Source organism: Mesorhizobium sp. M1163, from assembly GCF_040318415.1.
Classification (GTDB): domain Bacteria; phylum Pseudomonadota; class Alphaproteobacteria; order Rhizobiales; family Rhizobiaceae; genus Mesorhizobium.
This window is the reverse complement of sequence record NZ_JAMYMF010000014.1, coordinates 53994-77935: the sequence shown is the minus strand read 5'-3', so window position 1 is coordinate 77935 and position 23942 is coordinate 53994. Positions and strand designations below refer to the sequence as shown.

Annotated in this window: 20 protein-coding genes and 1 pseudogene; 16 read left to right on the top strand and 5 right to left on the bottom strand. The window is 63.5% G+C overall.

The window, feature by feature from the left end:
* Positions 1-103: 103 nt before the first annotated feature.
* From NKH43_RS15390 to NKH43_RS15375, 4 genes are all read left to right on the top strand, one after another.
* A complete protein-coding gene (locus NKH43_RS15390) occupies positions 104-520 on the top strand; it encodes an endonuclease domain-containing protein (RefSeq protein WP_352858883.1) in 417 nt (138 codons plus the stop codon).
* A gap of 109 nt (positions 521-629) precedes the next feature.
* Entirely contained in the window at positions 630-1934 is a 1305-nt protein-coding gene (locus NKH43_RS15385; RefSeq protein WP_023719238.1) for a DUF6638 family protein, read from the top strand.
* A 15-nt stretch (positions 1935-1949) separates the two neighbouring features.
* The gene (locus NKH43_RS15380; protein ID WP_023719239.1) at positions 1950-3074 is read left to right on the top strand and encodes a DUF2333 family protein; all 1125 of its coding nucleotides are present in this window, start codon (positions 1950-1952) and stop codon (positions 3072-3074) included.
* Positions 3075-3377: 303 nt separating this feature from the next.
* Positions 3378-5057, top strand: coding sequence for a formate--tetrahydrofolate ligase (locus NKH43_RS15375; protein ID WP_023719240.1), 1680 nt, complete (start codon positions 3378-3380; stop codon positions 5055-5057).
* 71 nt (positions 5058-5128) lie between these two features.
* Here the strand turns inward: NKH43_RS15375 and NKH43_RS15370 are convergent, their stop codons facing one another.
* Complete coding sequence (locus NKH43_RS15370; RefSeq protein ID WP_352482061.1) at positions 5129-5776, bottom strand: cysteine hydrolase family protein; 648 nt, start codon at positions 5774-5776, stop codon at positions 5129-5131.
* Positions 5777-5904: 128 nt separating this feature from the next.
* Here NKH43_RS15370 and NKH43_RS15365 point away from each other — a divergent pair, with 128 nt between their 5' ends.
* The gene (locus NKH43_RS15365; protein WP_352858881.1) at positions 5905-6891 is read left to right on the top strand and encodes a helix-turn-helix domain-containing protein; all 987 of its coding nucleotides are present in this window, start codon (positions 5905-5907) and stop codon (positions 6889-6891) included.
* Positions 6892-6897: 6 nt separating this feature from the next.
* Here the strand turns inward: NKH43_RS15365 and NKH43_RS15360 are convergent, their stop codons facing one another.
* On the bottom strand, positions 6898-7455 hold the full coding sequence (locus NKH43_RS15360) for a sugar O-acetyltransferase (RefSeq protein WP_352787774.1): 558 nt from the start codon (positions 7453-7455) through the stop codon (positions 6898-6900).
* A gap of 146 nt (positions 7456-7601) precedes the next feature.
* Between NKH43_RS15360 and NKH43_RS15355 the strand changes: the two genes are divergently transcribed.
* The 3 genes and pseudogenes from NKH43_RS15355 (at position 7602) to NKH43_RS15345 (ending at position 10625) form a co-directional block, all read left to right on the top strand.
* Positions 7602-8063 carry a DUF4126 domain-containing protein gene (locus NKH43_RS15355; RefSeq protein WP_352482058.1) on the top strand — a complete coding sequence of 154 codons (462 nt, stop codon included), beginning with the start codon at positions 7602-7604 and terminating at the stop codon, positions 8061-8063.
* Complete coding sequence (locus tag NKH43_RS15350; protein ID WP_352591699.1) at positions 8060-9436, top strand: FAD-containing oxidoreductase; 1377 nt, start codon at positions 8060-8062, stop codon at positions 9434-9436. The genes NKH43_RS15355 and NKH43_RS15350 overlap by 4 nt, the downstream gene beginning before the upstream one ends.
* A 140-nt stretch (positions 9437-9576) precedes the next feature.
* A pseudogene (locus NKH43_RS15345) lies at positions 9577-10625 on the top strand (M14 family metallopeptidase).
* Between the two features lie 14 nt (positions 10626-10639).
* Here NKH43_RS15345 and NKH43_RS15340 read toward each other — a convergent pair.
* The gene (locus tag NKH43_RS15340; protein WP_023719246.1) at positions 10640-11410 is read right to left on the bottom strand and encodes an isocitrate lyase/PEP mutase family protein; all 771 of its coding nucleotides are present in this window, start codon (positions 11408-11410) and stop codon (positions 10640-10642) included.
* Positions 11411-11729: 319 nt separating this feature from the next.
* Here NKH43_RS15340 and NKH43_RS15335 point away from each other — a divergent pair, with 319 nt between their 5' ends.
* Positions 11730-13919 (top strand): anthranilate synthase, encoded by a 2190-nt coding sequence (locus tag NKH43_RS15335; protein WP_352858878.1) that lies wholly within the window; start codon positions 11730-11732, stop codon positions 13917-13919.
* A 32-nt stretch (positions 13920-13951) separates the two neighbouring features.
* The gene (locus tag NKH43_RS15330) at positions 13952-14881 is read left to right on the top strand and encodes a cation diffusion facilitator family transporter (RefSeq protein ID WP_502906482.1); all 930 of its coding nucleotides are present in this window, start codon (positions 13952-13954) and stop codon (positions 14879-14881) included.
* 220 nt (positions 14882-15101) lie between these two features.
* Here NKH43_RS15330 and NKH43_RS15325 read toward each other — a convergent pair whose 3' ends face one another.
* Positions 15102-16190, bottom strand: a complete 1089-nt coding sequence (locus NKH43_RS15325; RefSeq protein WP_352858876.1) for a hypothetical protein — start codon at positions 16188-16190, stop codon at positions 15102-15104.
* A gap of 101 nt (positions 16191-16291) precedes the next feature.
* On the opposite strand from NKH43_RS15325, the gene NKH43_RS15320 reads away from it, so the two are divergent.
* From NKH43_RS15320 to NKH43_RS15305, 4 genes are all read left to right on the top strand, one after another.
* Positions 16292-16744: a DsrE family protein gene (locus tag NKH43_RS15320; protein ID WP_352858874.1), complete on the top strand. Its 453-nt coding sequence runs from the start codon at positions 16292-16294 to the stop codon at positions 16742-16744.
* 72 nt (positions 16745-16816) lie between these two features.
* Positions 16817-17614, top strand: coding sequence for an SDR family NAD(P)-dependent oxidoreductase (locus NKH43_RS15315; RefSeq protein WP_023719253.1), 798 nt, complete (start codon positions 16817-16819; stop codon positions 17612-17614).
* A gap of 49 nt (positions 17615-17663) precedes the next feature.
* Positions 17664-17969, top strand: coding sequence for a putative quinol monooxygenase (locus NKH43_RS15310; RefSeq protein WP_352858873.1), 306 nt, complete (start codon positions 17664-17666; stop codon positions 17967-17969).
* Positions 17970-18136: 167 nt separating this feature from the next.
* The gene (locus NKH43_RS15305) at positions 18137-19225 is read left to right on the top strand and encodes an AbrB family transcriptional regulator (RefSeq protein WP_352858871.1); all 1089 of its coding nucleotides are present in this window, start codon (positions 18137-18139) and stop codon (positions 19223-19225) included.
* Between the two features lie 19 nt (positions 19226-19244).
* On the opposite strand, the gene NKH43_RS15300 is transcribed toward NKH43_RS15305, so the two are convergent.
* Positions 19245-19559, bottom strand: a complete 315-nt coding sequence (locus tag NKH43_RS15300; protein WP_352846535.1) for a nuclear transport factor 2 family protein — start codon at positions 19557-19559, stop codon at positions 19245-19247.
* A 591-nt stretch (positions 19560-20150) separates the two neighbouring features.
* On the opposite strand from NKH43_RS15300, the gene leuA reads away from it, so the two are divergent.
* Both leuA and NKH43_RS15290 read left to right on the top strand, forming a co-directional pair.
* Entirely contained in the window at positions 20151-21827 is a 1677-nt protein-coding gene (leuA, locus tag NKH43_RS15295) for a 2-isopropylmalate synthase (protein ID WP_352640817.1), read from the top strand.
* A gap of 142 nt (positions 21828-21969) precedes the next feature.
* Positions 21970-23760, top strand: coding sequence for a tetratricopeptide repeat protein (locus NKH43_RS15290; protein ID WP_023719258.1), 1791 nt, complete (start codon positions 21970-21972; stop codon positions 23758-23760).
* Positions 23761-23942: the final 182 nt, after the last annotated feature.

Here is a 23942-nt window from a genome sequence, read left to right as displayed (position 1 = left end):
GCGATGCATAAGCTCCCACAGCAACGCTGAAAGACGTGGCTCAAACGCTGACGCCCCCCTCTCCCGTTCTTCACGGGGAGAGGGTAAGGGTGAGGGGCAGCGCATGCGTGGGCCAGAAACAGACACAACCAAGCGCGCAAGGCGCCTGCGTCAATCCGACAACGATGCAGAAACCGCGCTCTGGCTGGAGTTGCGCGACCGCAGACTGAACGGCCATAAATTCGTACGGCAGTTGCCGATAGGCTCTTACTTCGTCGATTTCGCCTGCAGAGACTGCCAGCTCGTCGTCGAAGTCGATGGCAGTCAGCATGTCGGCAGCCAATATGATCGAATCCGAGATCGCTTCATCGTCTCCGATGGCTGGTCTATCCTTCGCTTTTGGAACGTAGACGTATTGAAGGAGCGGGAAGCAGTCCTTGAAACAGTGGTGGCTGCGATCGAAGGGCGCCTCGAACGCCATATCGAAACGCGTGATCTTCGATTTGTCGCCGCCAAAGGCTATGGAGAGACATGTCCTTGACCGTTTGCGCTGCCCCTCACCCTTACCCTCTCCCCGTGAAGAACGGGGAGAGGGGGGCGTCAGCGTTGGAGCTCGGTCATCCTGCGCAAGATCCGTTGGGACTACGCGCATGAGCCCTGCCAAGAAACCCGACCTGCTACGCGACAACGAGCTGATCTACGGCCGGCTGCTGACGGTCGACGAGCCGCATCTGATCCAGCGCTACAACAAGGCGATGGTCGCCTTCGGGCTGAAGCCGACCAAGCTGAAAAGCTTCGAGATCGACCGTACCGGCTTTTCGCCGCAGGTCGCCGAGGAATGCGGCGACTACAGCTACCTCGATCCGAACGAGGTCAACCGCCGCTTCATCATCCTGACGCCGTCGCAGATCGACCTGCCGGTGGTGCACACGGCTTTCTCCAACACCTCGCTGCTGATGTACGAGTTCATGTCGAAGAACCAGCGCGCCATCGATGCGCTGACAATCAAGGACGTCATCTACGGCGAGATCGAGGATTCAGTCCCCAAGGTCGACGACATCGAGGATCTGCTGTCGATCAATCAGGTCGAGTTCAAGGTGCTGTCGGCCGAGGATGTGCTCGGCAAGGCCGCCGAGCTCGGCAAGCTGGTCGACCGGCTGAAGCAGGAACCGGATGCCTGGCGCGACAATGCCATGCTTGCACACATGGTCGAGCTGGCGAAGGTCTGCGGCGACATCCGCGAGAATGCGCTGGTGCCGGACCAGGTGATCTTCCGCCACAACGCCTATTGGACCAGCCATTTCGGCGGGCTCTATGTGTTCGTCGATCCGGACGTGACGACGGTGATCAGCGACCCGGCAGCGCCCGGCTTCCGCCGCTCGCGGCCGTGGCAGGTGAGCTATCTCTCGATCCATGACGCCGACAAGGTGTTCAAGTTCCTCGCTTCGACCGGCCGCATCGAGCTGCCTCGCGCCTCATGGATCGAAACCTCCGGCTATCTCGAGCATCGCGCCGAAATGGTGGTGCGCGCCCTGATCCGCGACGCCGAGCCCGACCGCAATCTGACCGACGTCGATAAGGTCTGGCTGCAGACCTGGATCCACGGCCACGCCGATCTGATCACCAGGGACGGCAATTTTCCCTTCCTCAACGCCGCCAAGCGCGAGATCGCCCAACTTGGCCATCTCAAGATAGAGGATGTGTTCCCGCAGCAGCGCTTCCTGGTGATCCGCGCCAAGCCGGACCATCAAGACGCCTGGCTGACCAACCAGCTGATCTCGGACTTCGTGCCGCAGGACTTCGTCTCGCGTTACGTCTTCAACAAGCCGGGCTTCTACAGGGATTATGACGGCTTCAGCGACGCTTGGCGATCGCATGTTGTGGACGTTCTGAAAACCACATATTTGAAGGACAAGGTGGCGTTTCGCACACGCCTCTACGGCTTGACTGACTGAGGGGGTGACATCGCCATGCTTGATCCGATCGTGAATTTCTTCACCCGGATTTTCCAGTGGATTGGCCGCGGCATCGGCTTGCTCATCGGCGCGATCCTGTGGCCGTTCCTGTGGGCGGGGCGCTGGTACACGCAACGCGGCTGGATCCTGAAGGCGGTGCTCGGCCTGGCTGTCGTCGTGCTGATCGGCCTCTACATTAATTTCTTCTACGCCACCCAGTGGTGGAACAATTTCGACCCGAATTACGTCGACAAATACACGTTCGAAAAGCGCAACAGCTCCGCCGGTGAACAGGTCTCTGCAGGCGCCGGCACCGACACGGCCAAGACCTGCGGAAATTCAGCCATTGCCCAGGTTGCGGCCGACCTGACCGACTTCAACGTCAACCAGAATGCCTGGGTGTCGTCGATGATCCTCTACAAGCTCGGCCTGTTCGGCATCGACTGGGACCACACGCCGTTCATGGACAACAAGGCTTCGTTCCAGCGCGGCATCAACCAGGCGGTGCGGCGCACGGCGACCGAGCTTGCCGACAATCTCGGCCGCGTCCGCACCACCTCGCAGATCGACGCCGACCTGCAGGACGCCCGCGGCAATCTGCAGTTCGATGAGGAAACCTGGTACTTCGGCTTGAACCCGTTTGGTCCCAAGACGCCGACGCCGAGCTATTATCGCGACGCGGTGCGCAAGCTGCGTTCCTTCAACGCCCGTCTGGCAGCCTGCCAGGCCACGTTCGATGCCCGCGCCGACAATCTCAAGCAGTATATCGACCGCATCTCGTCCGACATCGGCTCGACCTCGGCGATCCTCAAGGAGCGTGCCGAAAACCACAACAATGGCTGGTTCGACACCCGTGCCGACGACCGCTTCTGGTTCGCCTATGGCCAGCTTTATGCCTATTACGGGCTGATGAAGGGCGCGCAGGCCGACTTCGAGGACGTCATCAAGGAAAAGCACCTGCAGAACCTGTGGGATACGATGGACGCGCAATTCGTCTCGGCGCTGCGCATCCAGCCCTTCATCATCGCCAATGGCCGCGAGGACGGCTGGCTGTTGCCGACACATCTGACGACGATGGGGTTTTACATACTCAGGGTCCGCTCGAACATGGTCGAGATCAGCAACGTGCTGACGCAGTAGCGGATTGTTCCGCGCAGCCGGCGCTGGTGAATTTGCGCCGTTGCTTCTGTCGCTTTTCGCGTATTACGCGGCTGTTTTGAGACGGCGGAACCGCGCCTGCTCTGGCTTCTATACGGCGCGGCGACCGGCGCGAAAAAAGAACCTGTAGCAGGGCAGCCGACCGCAGAGGCACTTTCTTCGTAGGAAACATAGTTGCATGAAAGTTGACGCCGCGGCAGCGACAGGGGTAGAACATGCCCGCGCCTGCAGTGCCGGGCTTGCGACCACAGTAATCGAATCCGTTCAATTCAGAGGGAAGCCGTCATGGCCGAAGTGAAGTCCGACATCGAGATCGCGCGCGGCGCCAGGAAGAAGCAGATCCAGGAGATCGGCCAGAAGATCGGCATTCCGAGCGAACATCTTCTGCCCTACGGCCACGACAAGGCGAAGATCTCGGCCGAGTTCATCAAGTCGGTGAAGGGCAACAAGGACGGCAAGCTGATCCTCGTCACCGCCATCAACCCGACACCGGCCGGCGAAGGCAAGACGACGACGACGGTGGGCTTGGGCGATGGCCTCAACCGCATCGGCAAGAAGGCCATCGTCTGCATCCGCGAGGCTTCGCTCGGACCGAATTTCGGCGTCAAGGGCGGTGCCGCCGGTGGCGGCTACGCGCAGGTCGTGCCTATGGAGGACATGAACCTCCACTTCACGGGCGATTTCCATGCCATCACCACCGCCCATAATCTGCTGTCGGCGCTGATCGACAACCATATCTATTGGGGCAACGAGCTCGGCATCGACACCCGCCGTGTCGTCTGGCGCCGCGTCATGGACATGAACGACCGGTCGCTGCGCGAGATCATCTGTTCGCTCGGCGGCGTCGCCAACGGTTTCCCGCGCGAGGGCGGTTTCGACATCACAGTCGCCTCGGAAGTCATGGCCATCCTGTGCCTGTCGACCGACCTGAAGGACCTCGAAAAGCGCCTCGGCGACATCATCGTTGCCTATCGCCGCGACAAGTCGGCCGTCTATGCACGCGACCTCAAGGCCGACGGCGCGATGGCCGTACTCTTGAAGGACGCCATGCAGCCCAATCTCGTGCAGACGCTGGAGAACAACCCGGCTTTCGTCCATGGCGGCCCCTTCGCCAACATCGCGCATGGCTGCAACTCCGTCGTTGCCACCACGACGGCGCTGAAGCTTGCCGATTACGTCGTCACCGAAGCCGGTTTCGGCGCCGATCTCGGTGCCGAAAAGTTCTTCGACATCAAATGCCGCAAGGCCGGCCTGAGGCCGGCAGCGGCGGTCATCGTCGCCACGGTTCGCGCCATGAAGATGAATGGCGGCGTCAAGAAGGAGGAACTCGGCAAGGAGAACGTCGAGGCGGTCAAGAAGGGATGTGCGAATCTCGGCCGCCACATCGAGAACATCCGCCAGTTCGGTGTGCCGGCCGTGGTCGCCATCAACCATTTCTACTCCGACACCGAGGCAGAGATCCAGGCGATGAAGGATTATGTCGCCTCGATGGGCGAAGAGGCGATCCTGTGCAAGCACTGGGCTCAGGGATCGGCCGGCATCGAGGAACTGGCCAAAAGAGTCGTGGCGTTGGCCGAATCCGGCGCGTCGCAATTTGCCCCGCTCTATCCCGACGCCATGCCGCTGTTCGAGAAGATCAACACCATCGTCCAGCGCATCTATCGCGGTTCCGAAGCGATCGCCGACAAATCGGTGCGCGACCAGCTCCACGCCTGGGAGCACGCCGGCTACGGTCATTTGCCGGTCTGCATGGCCAAGACGCAATATTCCTTCTCCACCGATCCGAATCTGCGCGGCGCGCCGACCGGCCACACCGTGCCGGTGCGCGAGGTCAGGCTGTCTGCCGGCGCCGGCTTCGTCGTCATCATCTGCGGCGAGGTGATGACCATGCCCGGTCTGCCCAAAGCGCCATCCTCGGAAAAGATCTTCCTGAACGAAATGGGCCAGATCGAGGGCCTGTTCTAAGGATATCAACGCTCGAACGGCAAAGGGCGCCGCAACGCTGCGGCGCCCCTCTGCCTGCTCGCAATAGTCTCCTACGCCGCGCTTCGCGCCAGCGCGCGCTGGTTGGAGGCATAGGGTGTGTCGTGCTGGGGTACCACGCCGGTCTTCAGGCAATCGATCCATTCGGCGGTTTTGAGAACGGCCGCGAAGCGCGACTGCAATACGATCGTCACGACGCGATGGATTTCCTCGCCCGAAGCGTAGCCGGCGCTGTTGGCGTAGGGCAACGACCCCGTCGCGTCCGACAGGAACTCGACCTCAAAACCCATATGCACGGCATGGATGACCGTGGACAGATCGCAATTATGCGTCATGTAGCCGATGACCGTGATCGTATCGATAGAGTTGGCGCGCAGCCACTCCTCTAAATCCGTGCCGGTGAAGGCGCTGGGCAAGTTCTTTTCGATGTAGTGGTCGCGGTTTCGCCTGGCGATTTCCGGGTGCAACTCGGCGCCATGGCTGCCCTTGGCGAAGACCGATGAGGTTTCCGGTGCCAACTGCTTGATGACCACCACCTTGACGCCTGCCTCGGTGGCCGCGTCCATCGCTCGCGCCACATTGACGACGCTCTCGCGGAACGGCGGATGCTGGATGGCGAGGTTGCCGCCGTCATAGTCGTTCTGAACATCGATGACGATGAGGGCGCGGCGTGGAGCTTTGCCTTTGGCTGGGTCCGACATGGGGTTTTCCTTTCCCGTTTGGCATTGATGGGTGGACGATAAGCGCGGCGCCGGATCGCAAAAAGTGTCCCGATTGACATTGTTCGAAAGAATTGGGACAATCGGTGTCACCCTTTGCTGGAGCTCCCATGGCCGATCCTGTCGTTGCCGCCATCGCCTTCGATGGCATCAGCCCGTTTCATCTCTCCGTGCCGTGTCTCGTGTTCGGCGCGGATCGCACGACGCTCGGCCTGCCGCGCTTCGACTTCCGGGTCTGCGCGATTGAGAACGGGCCGATCCGCACTGATGCCGGGCTGACCATCAGCGTCCCGCACGGGCTTTCAGCGCTCGATGATGCCGACATCGTCATCGTGCCGAGTTGGAAGGATCTCGGGATCTCACCGCCGACGACACTGATCGAGGCGTTGCTTGGCGCGCACGAGCGCGGCGCGCTGATCGTCGGACTGTGCTTGGGAACGTTCGCTGTCGCGGCGACCGGATTGCTTTCAGGGCGGCGAGCCGCGACGCACTGGGCCTACGCGGATCAGCTGCAGGAACTCTATCCCGACATTCTCGTCGAACCAGAAGTGCTCTACATCGACGATGGCGATGTCGTGACATCCGCCGGCGTCGCCGCCGGGCTTGACTGCTGCCTGCACGTCGTACGGGCTCGTTACGGCGCGGAGGCAGCGCTTCGCCTTGCCCGGCAGATCGTGCTTTCTCCGCATCGGCAGGGCGGGCAGGCGCAATTCATCGAACGTCCCATCGCCAGGACCGGCAATGCGGACCGCTTCACCCAGGCTCTCGAAACGGTGCGCAAAACCCTGGGTGATCCGCACAGTCTGGACAGCGTTGCCGGTCTCGCCGGCCTCACCCGCCGGACGTTCACGCGCCGTTTCCAGAAAACGATCGGCACCAGTTTCGGCGACTGGCTGACCGACCAGCGTGTGCAACTGGCGCAGCGGCTGCTGGAAGCAACGGAAAAATCGATGGATACGGTTGCCTTCGAGGCCGGCTTCGGCAGCGCCACCTCGCTGCGCCAGCATTTCGCGGCGCGGCTCAGAACCTCGCCCGTGCAATACCGGCGCGAATTCTCGAGGAGTGTCGATTTGGATAGACGCGGCGCTTCACGCTGATCCGGCTCACCCGCTCCTGATTACCCGTGCCGGATTGCCGACCACCGTGGTGTTCGCCGCCACGTCGCGCTTCACCACGGCACCGGCGCCGACGATGGCGCCATCACCGATCCTGACCCCGCCGAGGATGATGGCACCACCGCCGATCCAGGCATTGTCGCCGATCTCGACCGGCCTGGCGATCTCCAGCCCTGCCCGTCGCCCCGCAGCCTCCCTGTGGTGCTCGGCGCAATAGATCTGCACATTGGGGCCGAGCAGCGTTCCCTTGCCGATGCGCACTGGCGCCGTATCGAGAATGGTGCAGCCGGCATTGAGGAAGACGCGGTCGCCGAGAAAGATGTTGAAGCCATAAGCGCAGTGGGACGGCGCTTCGATCCGGGCGCCCTCGCCTGCAGCGCCGAGCAGCGCCCGCAAGGCAGGCCCGATATCGCCGCGCTGTCGTGGTGGCAGGCTGTTGTGCTCGAACACCGCGTCGCGTGCCGTGATCCGCAGCGCCTCCAGTTCCGGGTCGAGGCAGCAATACCACTCGCCCGCCGCCATTTTCGTGCGTTCGCTCCCCGTCATGGCCGCAACTCCAGTCTCAATCTTTGCCAAGCACAACTGGTGAAAATACGGAAGCGCCGGCGGCGACACCGCCTCTGGTCAAATACCGGACCTATGGTAGCTTGCTCTCTCGGACCTGTCCCAAGCCGGCCATCGAGGGATCAATCATGCTGTACATTCTTGCACTCCTGATTGGCATCGTTGCCGGGCTTCGCGCCATGACAGCGCCCGCCGCGGTCGCCTGGGGCGCCTGGCTAGGCTGGTTGCCGGTCACCGGCACCTGGGCGAGTTTCATGGGCCACTGGATCGCCGTCGGCATCTTCACCATCCTGGCCATCGCCGAACTGGTCACCGACCAGCTGCCATCGGCGCCGAGCCGCAAGGTGCCGCAGCAATTCGGCACGCGCATCGTCTTGGGCGCTTTCACCGGCGCGGTGATCGGCGCCACCGGCGGCGCCACCATCGGCGGCCTGATCGCCGGCGCCGTCGGCGCGGTGATCGGCACGTTGGGCGGCGCCGAGGCGCGTAAACGCCTGGCCACCGCCTTCGGCAAGGACCCGCCCGCCGCCTTCATCGAGGACGCGGTGGCGATCGTCGGCGGGCTTCTGATCGTGGCGGCGGTGGCATGACGGCAAAGACATTCGACGCCATCATCGTCGGTGCCGGGCAGGCCGGCCCACCGCTCGCCGGCCGGCTGAATGCGGCCGGCATGAGCGTGGCGCTGATCGAGCGAAAGCTGGTCGGCGGCACTTGCGTCAATACCGGCTGCACGCCGACCAAAACGATGGTGGCAAGCGCCTATGCCGCGCATCTCGCCCGCTGCGCCGCGGACTACGGTGTGACGCTCTCCGGTCCCATCGGCGTCAACTACAAGGCGATCAAGGCGCGCAAGGACAAAGTCTCGAACGATGCCCGCGGCAATCTCGAAGACTGGATTGCCGGCATGGACAAATGCACGCTCTATCGCGGCCATGCGCGCTTCGTGACCGCCAATACGGTGCGCGTCGGCGACGATCTGCTGAGCGCCGAAAAGATCTTCCTCAACACCGGCGGCCGCGCCTCGGTGCCCGACCTGCCCGGCCTCGACGGCATTTCTTACCTGACCAATTCGTCGATGATGGATCTCGACGTGCTGCCGCGCCATCTCATCGTCGTCGGCGGCAGCTATGTCTCGCTCGAATTCGCGCAGATGTTCCGCCGCTTCGGTTCCGAAGTCACGGTCATCGAAAAGAGCCCGCGCCTGATCGGCCGCGAGGACGATGACGTCTCGGACGCCATTTTGTCGATCCTCGAAAACGAAGCCATTGCCGTCCATCTCGGCGCCGACGATATCCGCTTCGCCAGGCGAGGCAACGAAATCGCCGTGACCTTCTCGCCAGGCAAGGCGGCTGCGGTCGGCTCGCATGTGCTGCTGGCCCTGGGCCGCACGCCAAACACCGACGATCTCGGCCTCGACAAAGCCGGCGTCGAGGTCGACAAACGCGGCTTCATCGTCGTCGACGACCAGCTGCGCACCAGCGTGCCCGGCATCTGGGCGATGGGCGACTGCAACGGCAAGGGCGCCTTCACCCACACCTCGTACAATGACTACGAGATTGTCGCCGCCAACCTGCTCGACAACGATCCGCGCAAGGTCAGCGACCGCATCGAGGCCTATGCGCTCTATATCGACCCACCACTCGGCCGCTGCGGCATGACCGAAGCCGCGGTAAGGAAATCCGGCCGCCGCGCCCTTGTCGGCCAGCGGCCAATGACCCGCGTCAGCCGTGCCGTCGAAAAAGGTGAGACGCAAGGCTTCATGAAGATCCTGGTCGATGCCGACACCAAGGAAATCCTCGGCTGTTCGGTGCTCGGCCCGGGTGGCGACGAGGCAGTGCACTGCGTGCTCGATCTGATGTATGCCAAGGCGCCGGTCAGTACGCTGGCGCGCGCGGTGCACATCCACCCGAACGTCTCGGAGCTTCTGCCGACCATCGCCCAGGAATTGAAGCCGCTGGCATAGGCCGGGCGCAGGCGTTATCTCGCGATCCTTTGAGCGCCAAGCCCGGATAGAGCCGTGCGCCCATAGCGCGAAAAGCTGGACCAATCGACAGTGTATTGGCGAAAGGGCATGTGTTCGGTCTCGTTTCCTGGAGACAGTCCATGCAGAAATCCATCGAACGCATCGCCGGCGACAGCGAGGGCGTTTCCTACGAATTCCCCGTCTTCCGCTTCACCGGAACGGACAAGACAGCGCCTTCGGCCTATCTGCAGGCGGCACTTCATGCCGGCGAATTGCCGGGCGTCGTTGCCATCGATGCGCTGATGCCGATGCTCAGCAGGGCGGAAGCCGAAGGCCGCATCAGCGGCAATATGACCATCGTGCCCTGGGCCAATCCGATCGGCCGCGCGCAATATCTCTATGGCGACCATCAGGGCCGCTTCCATCTGGGGACGCGCACCAATTTCAATCGCGGCTTTCCGCGGCTCGCCGCGCCCGACCTCACGCTCCTGCCGGCGCACGGCACGGTCGATCAGCGGCTGAAGACGCGGCTGCTGCAGCTCTCCATCGGCCACGACATCGTGCTCGACCTGCACTGCGACGATGAAGGCCTCGCCTACCTCTACGTCCACACCAGCCTGTGGCCGGCCATGGCGGATTGTGCGGCGGCTATGGGCGTCGATGCGGTGATGCTGTGGCACGAAGATCCCGACGGCACCTTCGAAGGCGCCTCGATCATGCCGTATCAGAACGTTCCGCCGACGTCGCGCGCCTCGATCGGCGCGTCGCCACCACCGTCGAATATCGCGGCATACTCGATGTCGACGGCGCCCTCGCCGGCGCCGATGCCGAAGGGCTCTACCGGCTGCTGGTGGCGCGCGGCGTCATCCGGGATCAGGCGCTGCCCGCGCCTGGCGGCTTCGGAGGGCTCGTCGCGCCGATCGAAAACATCGAGATGATGCCGGCGCCCCGCTCGGGCGCGATCCTCTACCACGTGAAGCCGGGCGACCGCGTCACCAAGGGTGCGCGCCTTGCCACCATCGTCCACGCGCCGGGTGAGCCCGACGGCCGCACGGAAGTGTTGGCGCCCCAGGCCGGCCTCATCCTGACACGCCGCTCGCGCCGCATAATTCGCGCCGGCGAGGACCTCTTGAAGCTGGTCGGCGACAGGAAGAGTGCCGATGCAAGGTCGGGGACGCTGGAGGACTGACGCAACCCGCCAGGCTACCCCGAAATCGCCTGTCGCGCCTTGGACTCCAGCCATTCGGCCATCTGCCGGTAAGGCACCGGACCATGGCTCACGCGGGCGACGCCGAGTTCGGCAAGCCTCTGGCGCGGCGGCACATGCGCCAGTGCAATGATGTTGACCGGCAATGCCGTTGCCTGGCAGAGCGCCTCGATCAGGCCTTCATCGGCAAGCCCCGGCGCAAAGAAGCCATGCGCTCCGGCCCTTTCGTAGGCGTGCGCCCGCTCGATCGCCTGATCGAGGAGAGCCTTGTCGTGCGCATCCGGTTTCGCCTTCAGGAAAATGTCGGTTCGGGCGTTAATGAAGGCCGGAATACCCGAGGTCTTCACGGCCGCCGCGGCGGCTTCGATCCGCCTCACCTGTATGGCGATGTCGTGCAGCCCACTGCCGCCGACAATCTGATCCTCGAAATTAAAGCCGACGGCTCCAGCCTGCACGGCGAGCCCCACGCTGCGGGCGACAACCTCCGGAGCGACCCCGTAACCGCCCTCGAGGTCCATGGTTACCGGCAGATCCACCGCCGCAACGATGCGTTTGATGTTTTCGAGCGCCAGTTCCAACGGGATTTTCTCGCCATCGGCGAATCCGAAAGCGGCCGCGACCGGCCAGCTTCCGGTGGCGATGGCCTTGGCCCCTGCTTGCGCGATGATCTTGGCGGAGCCTGGGTCCCAGGCATTGTAGAGGACAATCGGGTTGCCCTTGACATGGAGGGAATGGAACGTCCGTGCGCGGTCGATCTGCTCGGTCATCGATGTTTTCCCGTCTTCCTGCTGTTTGATGCAGAGTCTAGGCAGGACTGCCGGTCTTGGCCATGTGCCATGGGTTGCGAAAGCAGCAGCCACCCCACAGACTTTCAAACCTGTTGCGCATACCGCTTTTCGCGGCTATGGATTTCGCCATGAATATGCGTTCGATCAAGACCATTTGGTGGTGGGCTCGCTGACAGCGGCCTGTTCGAACGCGTTCGCGTGACAATAGAAGGTGGCCGCAGCGGAATGTCCGGGCGGCCATTTGTTTTTTCAAGCCATTCCCGGGTCCGTTGCCCCAAAGACGCTGATGGAGACGGCAATGACGACGAAAATTCTGGAGAATGGCGCCGAGCGCTTCGTCACCGCGGGTGGCGTGGCGATTACCCGCCAGCGCCATGACCGGCCATATGAGGGCGCGATCGACGGCTATGTCGATGGCCTGAATTCGCGCCGCGGCGCCGTGTTTTCCTCGAATTACGAATATCCCGGCCGTTATACGCGCTGGGATACCGCCATCATCGATCCGCCGCTGGTGATCTCGGCACGCGGCCGCGCCATGCGCATCGAGGCGCTGAACCGCCGTGGCGAGGTGCTTTTGCCGGTGATCGGTACGGTGCTTGCTGGCCTTGACGATGTCACGATCGCCGAGACGTCGAACAAACTCATCCGCCTCGAGGTCGCCAAGCCCGGCCGTGTCTTCACCGAAGAGGAACGCAGCCGCGTTCCCTCCGTGTTCACCGTGCTGCGCGCCATCACTGCTTTGTTCAAGACCGAGGAAGACGCCAATCTCGGCCTCTATGGCGCCTTCGGCTACGACCTCGCCTTCCAGTTCGATCCGGTCGACTACAAGCTCGAGCGCAAGCCAAGCCAGCGCGATCTCGTGCTGTTCCTGCCCGACGAGATCCTCGTCGTCGACCACTATTCCACCAAGGCCTGGACCGACCGCTACGACTATTCCGGCGACGGCTTTTCGACCGAAGGCCTGCCGCGCGACGAAATCGTCGAGCCGTTCAGGACCGCCGACCGCATCCCGCCGCGCGGCGACCACGAGCCCGGCGAATATGCCAAGCTGGTGCGCAAGGCGATGAAGAGCTTTGAGCGCGGCGACCTGTTCGAAGTGGTGCCGGGGCAGATGTTCTACGAACGCTGCGAAACCCAGCCCTCCGAGATTTCCCGCAAGCTGAAGAGCATCAATCCCTCGCCCTATTCCTTCTTCATCAATCTCGGCGAGGGCGAATATCTGATCGGCGCCTCGCCGGAAATGTTCGTGCGCGTCAACGGCCGCCGCGTCGAGACCTGCCCGATCTCCGGCACCATCAAGCGCGGCGACGACGCCATTTCCGATAGCGAGCAGATCCTGAAGCTGCTCAATTCCAAGAAGGACGAGTCCGAACTCACCATGTGCTCGGATGTCGACCGCAACGACAAGTCGAGGGTCTGCGAGCCGGGCTCGGTGCGCGTCATCGGCCGCCGCCAGATCGAGATGTATTCGCGCCTGATCCACACCGTCGACCACATCGAAGGGCGGCTGCGCGAAGGCATGGACGCTTTCGACGCCTTCCTGTCGCATGCCTGGGCGGTCACCGTCACCGGCGCGCCGAAATTATGGGCCATGCGCTTCATCGAGCAGAACGAGAAGAGCCCGCGCGCCTGGTATGGCGGGGCGATCGGCATGGTCAATTTCAACGGTGACATGAACACCGGCCTGACGCTTCGCACCATCCGCATCAAGGACGGCATTGCCGAGGTGCGCGCCGGCGCCACGCTGCTCTTCGACAGCATACCCGAGGAAGAAGAAGCCGAAACCGAACTGAAGGCATCCGCCATGATCTCCGCCACCCGCGACGCCAAGTTAGGCAATGCCGCCAGCACCGAACGCAGCACCGCGCGCGTCGGCGATGGCGTCAACATCCTGCTGGTCGACCACGAGGACTCCTTCGTCCACACGCTGGCCAACTATTTCCGCCAGACCGGCGCCAATGTCTCGACGGTGCGCACACCGGTGCCGGACGAGGTCTTCGACCGGCTGAAACCAAACCTGGTCGTGCTGTCGCCCGGCCCCGGCACGCCGAAGGACTTCGACTGCGCCGCCACCATCAAGCGAGCCCGTGCGCGCGACTTGCCGATCTTCGGCGTCTGCCTCGGGCTGCAGGCGCTGGCCGAGGCCTATGGCGGCGAATTGCGGCAATTGCACATCCCGATGCATGGCAAGCCGTCGCGCATCCGCGTGTCGAAGCCGGGCATCATCTTCTCCGGCCTGCCCAAGGAGGTGACGGTCGGCCGCTATCATTCGATCTTTGCCGATCCGGTGCGGCTGCCCGATGGTTTTGTCGTCACCGCCGAGACCGAGGACGGCATCATCATGGCCTTCGAGCACCGCAAGGAGCCGATCGCCGCTGTGCAGTTCCACCCGGAATCGATCATGACGCTCGGCCACAATGCCGGCATGCGCATCATCGAGAACATCGTCGCGCACCTGCCGCGCAAGGCCAAGGAAAAGGCCGCTTAATTCGAGGGCTCAGTGTTGGGATTTCTTCCCCAGTGACCGCGGCAGAAATCAAAGCAGCCGCCAGGCAGAAGGTCGCCAGCCTCGCTTTCTGGTCGATCGTCGTCGCCTTCGTCGTGCTCGGCCTCAAGCTGGTGGCCTGGTACGTCACCGGTTCGGTTGCGCTTTATTCGGACGCGCTGGAATCGATCGTCAACGTCATTGCCTCGGCCGCCGCCTATTGGGCGATCCAGGTCAGCTACAAGCCAGCCGACCAGGACCATCCGTTCGGCCACCACAAGGCCGAGTATTTCTCGGCCGTCCTGGAAGGCGTGCTGATCGTGCTTGCCGCCCTGCTCATCCTCGACGAGGTCTGGTGGTCGTGGCAGCATCCGGCCCCGCTCGAACAGCCATGGACCGGCCTTGCCGTCAACGGCGTCGCAACCGTCATCAACGCCGTCTGGGCCTTGACGCTGATCCGCACCGGACGGAGTGAAAAATCACCGGCGCTGGTTGCCGACGGCAGGCATATCATGACCGACGTAGCGACCTCGGTCGGTGTGTTCATTGGCCTGGTCGGCGCCGTGCTGACCGGCTGGCAGGTTCTCGATCCGGCTCTTGCGGTGATCGTGGCGCTGAACATCCTGTGGCAGGGCTGGCACGTCATCGGCTCGTCGATGAACGGGCTGATGGACCGCGCCGTCGACACCCAGGAACATATCCGTATCCGCGACATCATCTCTGCCAATTGCAAGGGCGCGCTCGAGGTCCACGACCTGAAGACGCGCATCGCCGGCCGCGCCACCTTCATCGAGTTCCATCTGGTCGTCGACGCCGACATGTCGGTCGGCGCCAGCCACGTCATCTGCGACCGCATCGAGGACGCGCTGCGGGCAGAGATTCCTTCGGTTCGCGTCATCATCCATGTCGAGCCCGACGACGAAGCGAAACTGCCCAAGGGCACGACGGCCGTGCCGTTCGCGTGAAGCAATTCGCGCAGAAAAATCGCTCAGTCGTGATCCTTCGCGCCCCCTCTGTCCTGCCGGACATCTCCCCCACAAGTGGGGAGATTGGCCGTCACCGCGGCTTTTGCCAATAGCCATAGTCGCAGGAGTGAGTGACGCGAGGAAGCTGCCGATCTCCCCCCAAGTGGGGGAGATGTCCGGCAGGACAGAGGGGGGCGCTGTCCCTCCAGCATTGCGGTTGCTACAGCCCGCAGGCAGCCTGCGGCATCGGCTCCAGCCGGTAGACCTTGTCGTCGGAGCTGGTGTCGCCTTCCGCCGCTTTCGAGCACAGATCGATGATCGGCAGGCCGCTGTTTGGGTTGGCCAGCATCATCGTGCCGTTGGCGCCGCGGCGGAGAAAAATCTCCTTTTGCGCGATATCGCAGGAGGCACCACCCGTCTTCGCGCTCGCCGCGCAGCGCCACTGGTCGCCCTCGCCCTGGCAGTTATAGACCTGCGTGACCTTGGCCGATTTCTGCCGCGTGGTAACCGAAACGGCGATGTCTGCGCCGCTCGGCCAATTGGCGAGGTCGCCGCCCTTGGCGAAGGATGCCAGCTCGACCGGTCCGCGGAAAACCCGGATCGTCTGGGTCAGCTGATCGGGATGCGAGCCGAGATGCGCGGCATCGTAGTCACGCCCGTAGCAGAAGGCCTGGTCCGGCTTCAGCCGCTCGCGCAATGGCGGGCCAAGTGCCGGATCGATCGGGTCGATGCGGGCGAACTCCGCCTTGCAGGTCGCGGCCGGCATCGGATCGAGCCTGAAGCCGTTGTCGTCCTTGCCCAACGCCTGCCGTTCGTACTCCGCCTCCCCGAGCTCGTCTTCCGATCCGGCATCGAGATAAAGATCGGGCTGCACGTCCGAGACGATCAGCCGGCCCTTGTCGTCGACCTTCAGCGAAGCCATGGTGCGATCGCAGTCCATGCCGCAGCGGATCGGGCCGGTCTTGCCGTCCTCCGACTCATGACTGCACCAGCCACCGAGCCATTCCGGCGCCTTGGCACGGCGTACCGTCGTCGCCATGAAGCCATTGTAGGAGGAATCGATGCCGGTGCTTGGCTCCTCGTTTGGCCGGCTGACCGGATCGCGGCCGTAATAGAAGAAGATGCGCGCCACCTTCTGGTGCGGATGCGACTTGAGATGCGCGGCGTCGTAGACGCGCCCGAAACAGGCGTCCTTGCCGTCGGGGCTGAGCTCGGTGAGTTTGAGCGTGTCATCGGCGAAAGCCGCGCCGGCGACTGCGGCAAGCAAGGCAACCCCAACTCCGGCGCCCATCACGGTCTTTGATATCATGCTGGCTCCCCCTGCCCCGACAAGACGTGATGTCAATTTATGCTAGGATCGAGGCCGAGGCCACGCAATTTGCGCGGGCCGGCTAAATGGGAGATGAAGCCATGCGACGCCGCGATATTTTCCGCGTCGGTCTTGCCGGGGCCGCCGGGCTTTTCGGGCTGCGCCCCACCAAGGCGGCAGCCATTGAAGTCAAGGCCGTCGAAGAGGAAAGGCAAAAGGTCGCCTATCACCTCAGCGATCTCGACAAGGTCAATTTCGTGCTCGGCAACATCAAGAACCACTTCGAAGGCACCGACCGCAAGGTCGACATCGCGCTTGTCGTGCACGGCCCAGCACTTGCCGCCTTCAAGTCGAAGGGCATATCCGCCGCCATTTCCGGGCGTTTCGCCGGCCTTGTCCAGGATGGGCTCAGCCCGCACGCTTGCGCCAACACCATGCACGGCATGGATATCGGCCTGGCCGACCTGCTCGACGGCTTCCATGCCGCCGACAGAGGCGGTGTCGTCAAGCTCGCCGAATTGCAGCGCCAGGGCTACGCCTATCTCAGGCCATAGGCTTTTACGGACTTGAACGCGAGGACTGGGAGGGCCTACGAAGAGCAGGCCGAGTCCCCCGGAGGAATAGACGTGCCAGCCACCACCACCCTTGTCAGCCCCTCTCTGGTCATCCCCGACCTTGCCGGAAAGGCGGTGCTGGTCACCGGCGCCTCGACCGGCATCGGCGCGGCGCTTGCACTTGCCTATGCCGCGCAGAAATGCCGTGTCGCACTGCACTACAATTCGAGCCGGGTGGCTGCCGAAAACTTGGCGGCGACCATTCGCAACGGTGGCGGCGACGTGTTCCTGACCCAGGGCGATTTCTCGATCCCCGCCGATGTCGAGCGTGTCGTCGAGGACAGTGCGCAACATTTCGGCCGGCTCGACGGCCTCGTCAACAATGCCGGCGGCATGCTCGGCCGCGTGCCCTATGCCGAGCAGACCGAGGCGCATTACGACGCGGTGATGGACCTCAACGCGCGTTCCGTGCTGACAGCTTCGCGCAAGGCGATCCCATGGCTGAAGCGGCAGGGCGGCTTCATCGTCAACACCTCCTCGATCGCCGCGCGCAACGGCGCCGGTGGCGGCGCCGGCCTTTACGGCTCCGCCAAGGCCTTCGTCTCCAACGTAACGCGCGGCATGGCCAAGGAGCTGATCGGTTTCAACATCCGCGTCAACGCGGTGGCGCCCGGCACGATCGCGACACCTTTCCACGAGCGCTACTCGACCGACGACCAGATGAAAGGCATGATCGCCACCATCCCGCAGGGCCGCGCCGGCACCGCCGAGGACTGCGTTGGCGCCTATCTGTTCCTCTCCTCCGATCTGTTGAGCGGCTACATCACCGGCCAGGTGATCGAGGTGAATGGCGGCCAGTTGATGCCGTAGACGGCGAACTGCATACTCCTGGTTGCGTAATCTCAACGGAGCAAAGCGAATGTACGGACTGATCGGCAAGATGCGGGCGACGCGCGGCCAGCGCGACGCGGTCATGGAGGTCCTGCTCGCCAGCACCGGCGCCATGCCCGGCTGCCTGAACTACATCATCGCCACCGACCCGGCCGACGCCGACGCGATCTGGGTGACCGAAGTGTGGACCGACGCCGAAAGCCATAAAGCTTCGCTGCAGCTGCCCGAAGTCCAGGCGGCAATCGCCAAGGCACGGCCGATCATCGCCGGCTTCGAGTTCCAGGTGGAGACGCATCCGGCTGGTGGGTTTGGGTTGCCGGCGAAGGCGGAATAGAGGGAGAGGCCGGCGGGACAGCGCCCCCCCTCTGGCCTGCCGGCCATCTCCCCCTCAAGTGGGAGATTGAATGTCACTTCGGCCTTCGCGGTCCTATTACCACCCAAGCCCTTTTCCCCCCGCAAAAAGGGTTCGCATTTTTTCGCGACCGGTCTAAGAGCCGATCTATGGATTCTTCCCCGAACCCGCCGGCCATCGAGCATCTGGCGCGGATCCACAAGGGCTGGCAGTGGCCGGTCCTGGTGGTGGTCTCGGTGCTGTTTGCCGGCGCGCTGGAACTCGCCAACCTGCCCGCCGCACTGCTGATCGGGCCGATGCTGGCTGCCATCGCTGCCGGCACCAACGGCGCCACGGTGCGCGTGCCGCGGGTTCTGTTCGGCTCCGCCCAGGCGGTCGTCGGCTGCCTGGTCGCCAGTTCCATCTCGGCCGATATCTTTCCCGTCTTCTACAAGGAATGGCCGCTGTTCCTCGGCGTCGTGATGGCGACGGTCGCGGCATCCAGCCTGCTTGGCTGGCTGATCAGCCGCTGGCGCATCCTGCCCGGCACCACCGCCGTCTGGGGTTCATCGCCGGGCGCCGCCACCGCCATGGTGCTGATGGCCGGTGCCTTCGGCGCCGACCAGCGCCTCGTCGCCTTCATGCTCTATCTGCGCGTCATCTGCGTCTCGATGACGGCGGCCCTGGTGGCCAAGCTTTGGGTCGACACCTCAGGCATCGAGGTGCCGGCCATCGTCTGGTTTCCGCCGGTCGACCCGAAAGGCTTGGCCGCGACATTCGGCGTGGCGCTGGTCGGCGGCCTCGCCGGAAAGCTTTTCAGGCTGCCGTCGCCGTTCTTCCTCGGCACCTTCATTTTCGGCACCGTGATCCATCTCGGGCTCGGCGTGACCATGCAGCTGCCGCCCTGGCTGCTCGCCTTGAGCTATACAATGATCGGCTGGAGCATCGGCCTGAATTTCACCAGGGCCATTTTGCGCCACGCGGCCCGCGCGCTGCCGCAGATCGTCGGCTCGATCATTGCCCTGATCGTCTTTTGCGGCGGCCTCGCCTTCCTGATCAGCCGCCTGCTCGGCATCGATCCGCTGACCGCCTATCTGGCGACCAGCCCCGGCGGCATGGACAGCGTCGCCATCATCGCCGCCGCCGCGCAGCATGTCGACATCTCCTTCGTCATGGCGCTGCAATCGGCACGCTTCCTGATCGTGCTTCTGGTCGGCCCAAGCGTGGCGCGGCTGATGGCGAGAAGCCTGCGGGAGTAAAGACCAGCCGGGCAGTGCGTCAGCTGATCACCAGGCCCGATATACGCTCGCCGTCCAGCGTGAAGACCATATCGCCGTCCCCGTTGAAACCGTTGCCTTCGACGGCGATGCGAACGCGGCAGGTGCCGTCCTTCGCTGCGATGCCGAGGATGCGGAGCCTGGATTGCACGCCGATATTGTCCGACTGGTTCCAGCGCGCAATCTGCTCGCGGCCCTTGAACGACCGGCCCCAGTCGCTCAGGAAGGCGTCGGGCGTGAAACTGTCCAGGAAGGCTTCGCTATCGCCGGCATTGGTGGCTTCGACAAAGCGGCGGATCGGATCGGGTGTGGTCATGTTTCCTCCTGGGAGGTGCCGGAAATAAAAAACCCGCCTCGACGGCGGGTCCTCGGCGCCAATCAGCACCATAGCCAGATTAGTAGCATAGCTGCCGGCACAAAGCAAGAACAAAGTTGCCCCACCCTCAACTTTGAATGTTGGCGAAAACCAAGGCGACATCCAATCTCCCCCTTGCGGGGGGAGATCGGCAGCTTCTGCGACGGCGAGGCTCCCACTTGCCTCGCTTTGCCCGCTCCTGTATGAAATCCGCCATGAGCCCGCGCGCCACCTCTTTTGCGTCCCGCCCGACCGGCATTGCCGGCCAGACCGTTCGCGCGCTTGCCTCCACCCTGCTGCTTCTCGGCCTTATCGGCGATCGCCGGGTTCGCTGAAGGAGCGCCCGGCGGTCGAATTGCCGCTCACGCGCACGCTCCTTGGCCAGTCACAAATTGGCACGTCACATCAAGCGAACGAAATTCTGGTAAAGGCGCCGCTCGCCACCAATCCGCCTGAAGCTGGATCCGCGAGCCGCCGGGAGAAACGACGATGAACGCACGAGAAGATATCCGCCTGAATGTAGAGGAAATCAGCAAGCCTGCGGTAAAGGGCATGCCGGACGCCGCCCGCAAATACCAGCCCTATCCGACCGTCGGCCTTGCCGATCGCACCTGGCCTTCGAGAGTGATCGACAAGGCGCCGATCTGGTGCTCGGTCGACCTGCGCGACGGCAACCAGGCGCTGATCGATCCGATGGGCCAGGAACGCAAGGCGCGCATGTTCGCCCTGCTGCTCGACATGGGCTTCAAGGAGATCGAGATCGGCTTCCCGTCGGCCTCGCAGACCGACTTCGATTTCGCCCGCTGGTGCATCGAACAAGGCAACGTGCCCACCGACGTCTCGCTGCAGGTGCTGGTGCAGTGCCGGCCGGAACTGATCACCCGCACTTTCGAGGCGCTCAAGGGTGCCACCAACCCGATCGTCCATTTCTACAATTCGACGAGCGAGCTGCAGCGCCGCGTCGTCTTCGAGAAAGACGTCGCCGGCATCAAGCGGATCGCCACCGATGCGGCCAAGATGATCACCGACATGGCGGCGAAGGCCGGCGGCGGCTATCGTTTTGAATATTCGCCGGAGAGTTTTACCGGCACCGAGCTCGAAGTGGCGCTGGAGATCTGCAACGCCGTCACCGAAATCGTCCAGCCGACGGCGGAAAACAAGCTGATCATCAACCTGCCCTCCACGGTCGAGATGTCGACGCCCAACATCTATGCCGACCGCATCGAATGGATGTGCCGCAATCTCGACAACCGCGAGAACCTGTTGATCTCGCTGCATCCGCACAACGACCGCGGCACCGGCATCGCCACCACCGAACTCGGCCTGATGGCGGGCGCCGACCGCGTCGAAGGCACGCTGTTCGGCAATGGCGAGCGCACCGGCAATGTCGACATCGTCACGCTGGCGCTCAACATGTACACGCAAGGCGTCGATCCCGGGCTCGACTGCTCCGATATCAACCGCATGAAGGACGTCTACGAATACTCCAACCAGCTGAAGATCCCCGAGCGCCATCCCTATGTTGGCGAGCTCGTCTACACTGCCTTTTCCGGCTCGCACCAGGACGCCATCAACAAGGGCATGAAGGCGCTGCGCAAGGCCAACACGCCGCACTGGGAGGTGCCCTATCTGCCGATCGACCCGGCCGATGTCGGCCGCAGCTACGAAGCCATCATCCGCATCAACTCGCAGTCCGGCAAGGGCGGTATCGCCTATGTGCTGCATGCGGATTACGGCCTCAACCTGCCGCGCAACCTGCAGATCGAGTTCAGCCAGGCCATCCAGGCGATCACCGACGCCGAAGGCAAGGAGGTGCCGGCCAAGCGCATCTACGAGCGCTTTCTCGACACCTATGTCGACCAGCCCGGCGCGCGGCTGAAGTTCCTCGACCACCACACCTACCCCGACACCGAGGTCAAGGGCCGGCGCGTGGTCGAAGCGGTGATCCTCGACGGGGGCAAGGAGGTGACCATATCCGGCACCGGTACTGGCCCGATCGACGGCTTCGTCGATGCGCTGTCGCGCCACGTCGGGGTGCCGATGTCGGTGCTCGATTATTCCGAGCATTCCATGCAGCGCGGCTCGAATGCCTCGGCCATTTCCTATGTCGAGATGGAACATCCGGGCGGCAAGCTGTTCGGCGCCGGCATCAACACCAATATCGTCGCCGCCTCGCTCGAAGCCGTGGTTTCGGCCGCCAACCGCATCGTCGGCCGGAAGGGCGGCTAGCCGAAACTGCCAGGCCCGCGCCATCAGCCACCGGATATTTATCCGGTGGGTACGCTATCGCACCATAAGCACATGCTTGTAAGGCGGCGCCAGCGCTATATGATCGTACCTCAACCTGTGCCGAATTCGAAGGGATCGACACTTGCAGCATACCACGCCTGCCGCCCCCGCAGTGCGCGAAACGTTGGAGCGATTGCTGGCCAGCGAAACGTTCGGACGATCCGAGCGCGCGCGCAAGCTGCTCCGCTACCTGGTCGAGCGCGAGCAGGCAGGCGAAGCCGACCGGCTCAAGGGCTTCTCCATAGCGATGGACGTCTTCGGCAAGGACGGCGATTTCGATCCGTCGACCGATGCGGTGGTGCGGGTGCAGGCCGGCAGGCTGCGCGAGCTGCTGCAGCAGTACTTCGCCAACGAGGGCGTTGCCGAACCGGTCCGCATCGCCATTCCGCGCGGCGGCTATGTTCCATCCTACGAACTCAATGCCATTCGCTTGCCGGCGGAGGCCGAGGCAGAGAGCAAGCCGCAGCCGGCGACAGAGGAGGCGGCGACGAGCGCCCCGCCCGGATCCTCGGAGGATGCCCGCAACCGGGCACATCCGGCTGCATTGCTGAGCGTTCCAGCGCTCAGCCCCGCTGCACCGTCGCTGCAGCGCCATTTGCAGTTCTTCTGGCTGGCGATCGCGCTGGTCATCCTCATGCTGGGTGTGCTGATCCTTCGCCAGGGCAGCGTGGTGTTGCTGACCGGCGGCGACACGGCGGTCGAGACCGCGGTGGCGACCGGCAGCATAGCGGCGCCTCCGGTTGAAACCCTCCCCCAGGTTTACATTGCCATCAAGGCCGACAGCGACGTGGCTCGCCGTGTCGCTGCATCACTGCGCGCCGGCCTTAGCGGCTTCGATACCATCAACTTCATCGGTCGTGATGCCGACAGCCCGCCCGATCCACTTACCGACGCCGCCAGCTTCGTGTTCGATGTCCTGCCCGGGCCGCGCAGCGGCGACATTATGCTCGAGCTGCAGAGCGTGGCGACCGGCCGCGTGCTGCTGTCACGCAACCTGACCGCCGGCGACAGCGCAAACACCGCTATCGAGGACCAAATCTCCGGCATTTTGAGCTCGGCTCTTCCCGCCTCGGGCACGATCTACAATTACATCGAGCAGAGCGGCATCCAGACCGGGCTGACGGCGTGTCTGGTGCTCAACGGCAAATATTATCTCGACCAGAACGCGCAGACGCACGAAGCCGCCTACCGCTGCCTCGAAGATCTTGCCAACCGGGAGGCGAAGTCGTCGCTCGTCTATTCGGAACTCGCGTCCTTGCATCTGGAGGCGGTCACCGACCATTATCCCTACCCCGCCGACGCGACGATGGAAAAGGCGATGATGTTTGCCCATCGCGCCATCCAGATGGGCCCCACCAGCCCCTATGCGCACCGCGCCCTTGGTTATCTCAATTCGCGCATCGGCAATTCCGAGGAATCGATCCGCTGGATGCGCAAGGCTTACGAACTCAATCCTTACGATCTCGCAATGGCCGCCGCCTATGGCTACGGGCTCGTTTTCGCCGGCAGGTACAGCGAGGGCACCCCGATCCTTGCTCACGCGGTGGATATCGCCAGCGCCCATCCGACATGGTGGGATTACGGGCTGTTCGCAGGAGAGTTCATGATGGGCGACATGAACAAGGCGACGCTTGCCAGCGACGGCTTGCGAACGACGGAAATGAAATCGCATTATCTGGCGGCGCGGCTGATCGGTGCCAACGCTGCCGGCCGCGAAAAGCTGGCAAGCAGGCTGCTGCAGGAATTGACCACAAAATTCCCGAAATTCGCAGCCGATCCGCGTGCAACGTTCGTCGAGCGCAGATATCCCGCCGATCTGACCAACCGACTGGTAGAGGCCCTGCGCGCCGCCGGGCTTGGCGGTGCCAGCTGACGTCTTCCGGCGCGCGAACGACGTCAGCTGATCGCGAAAATTTTACTGGCCATCCGCACGGCCAAAGCGCAATTCAGACACGATTGAACCGGCCCAAACCCATCGCGGCATAAAGACCAATCGCGGCACAAAGACTGATCCCCCCGGCATCCGGACTGATCCCGGCACAAACCCATTAAGTT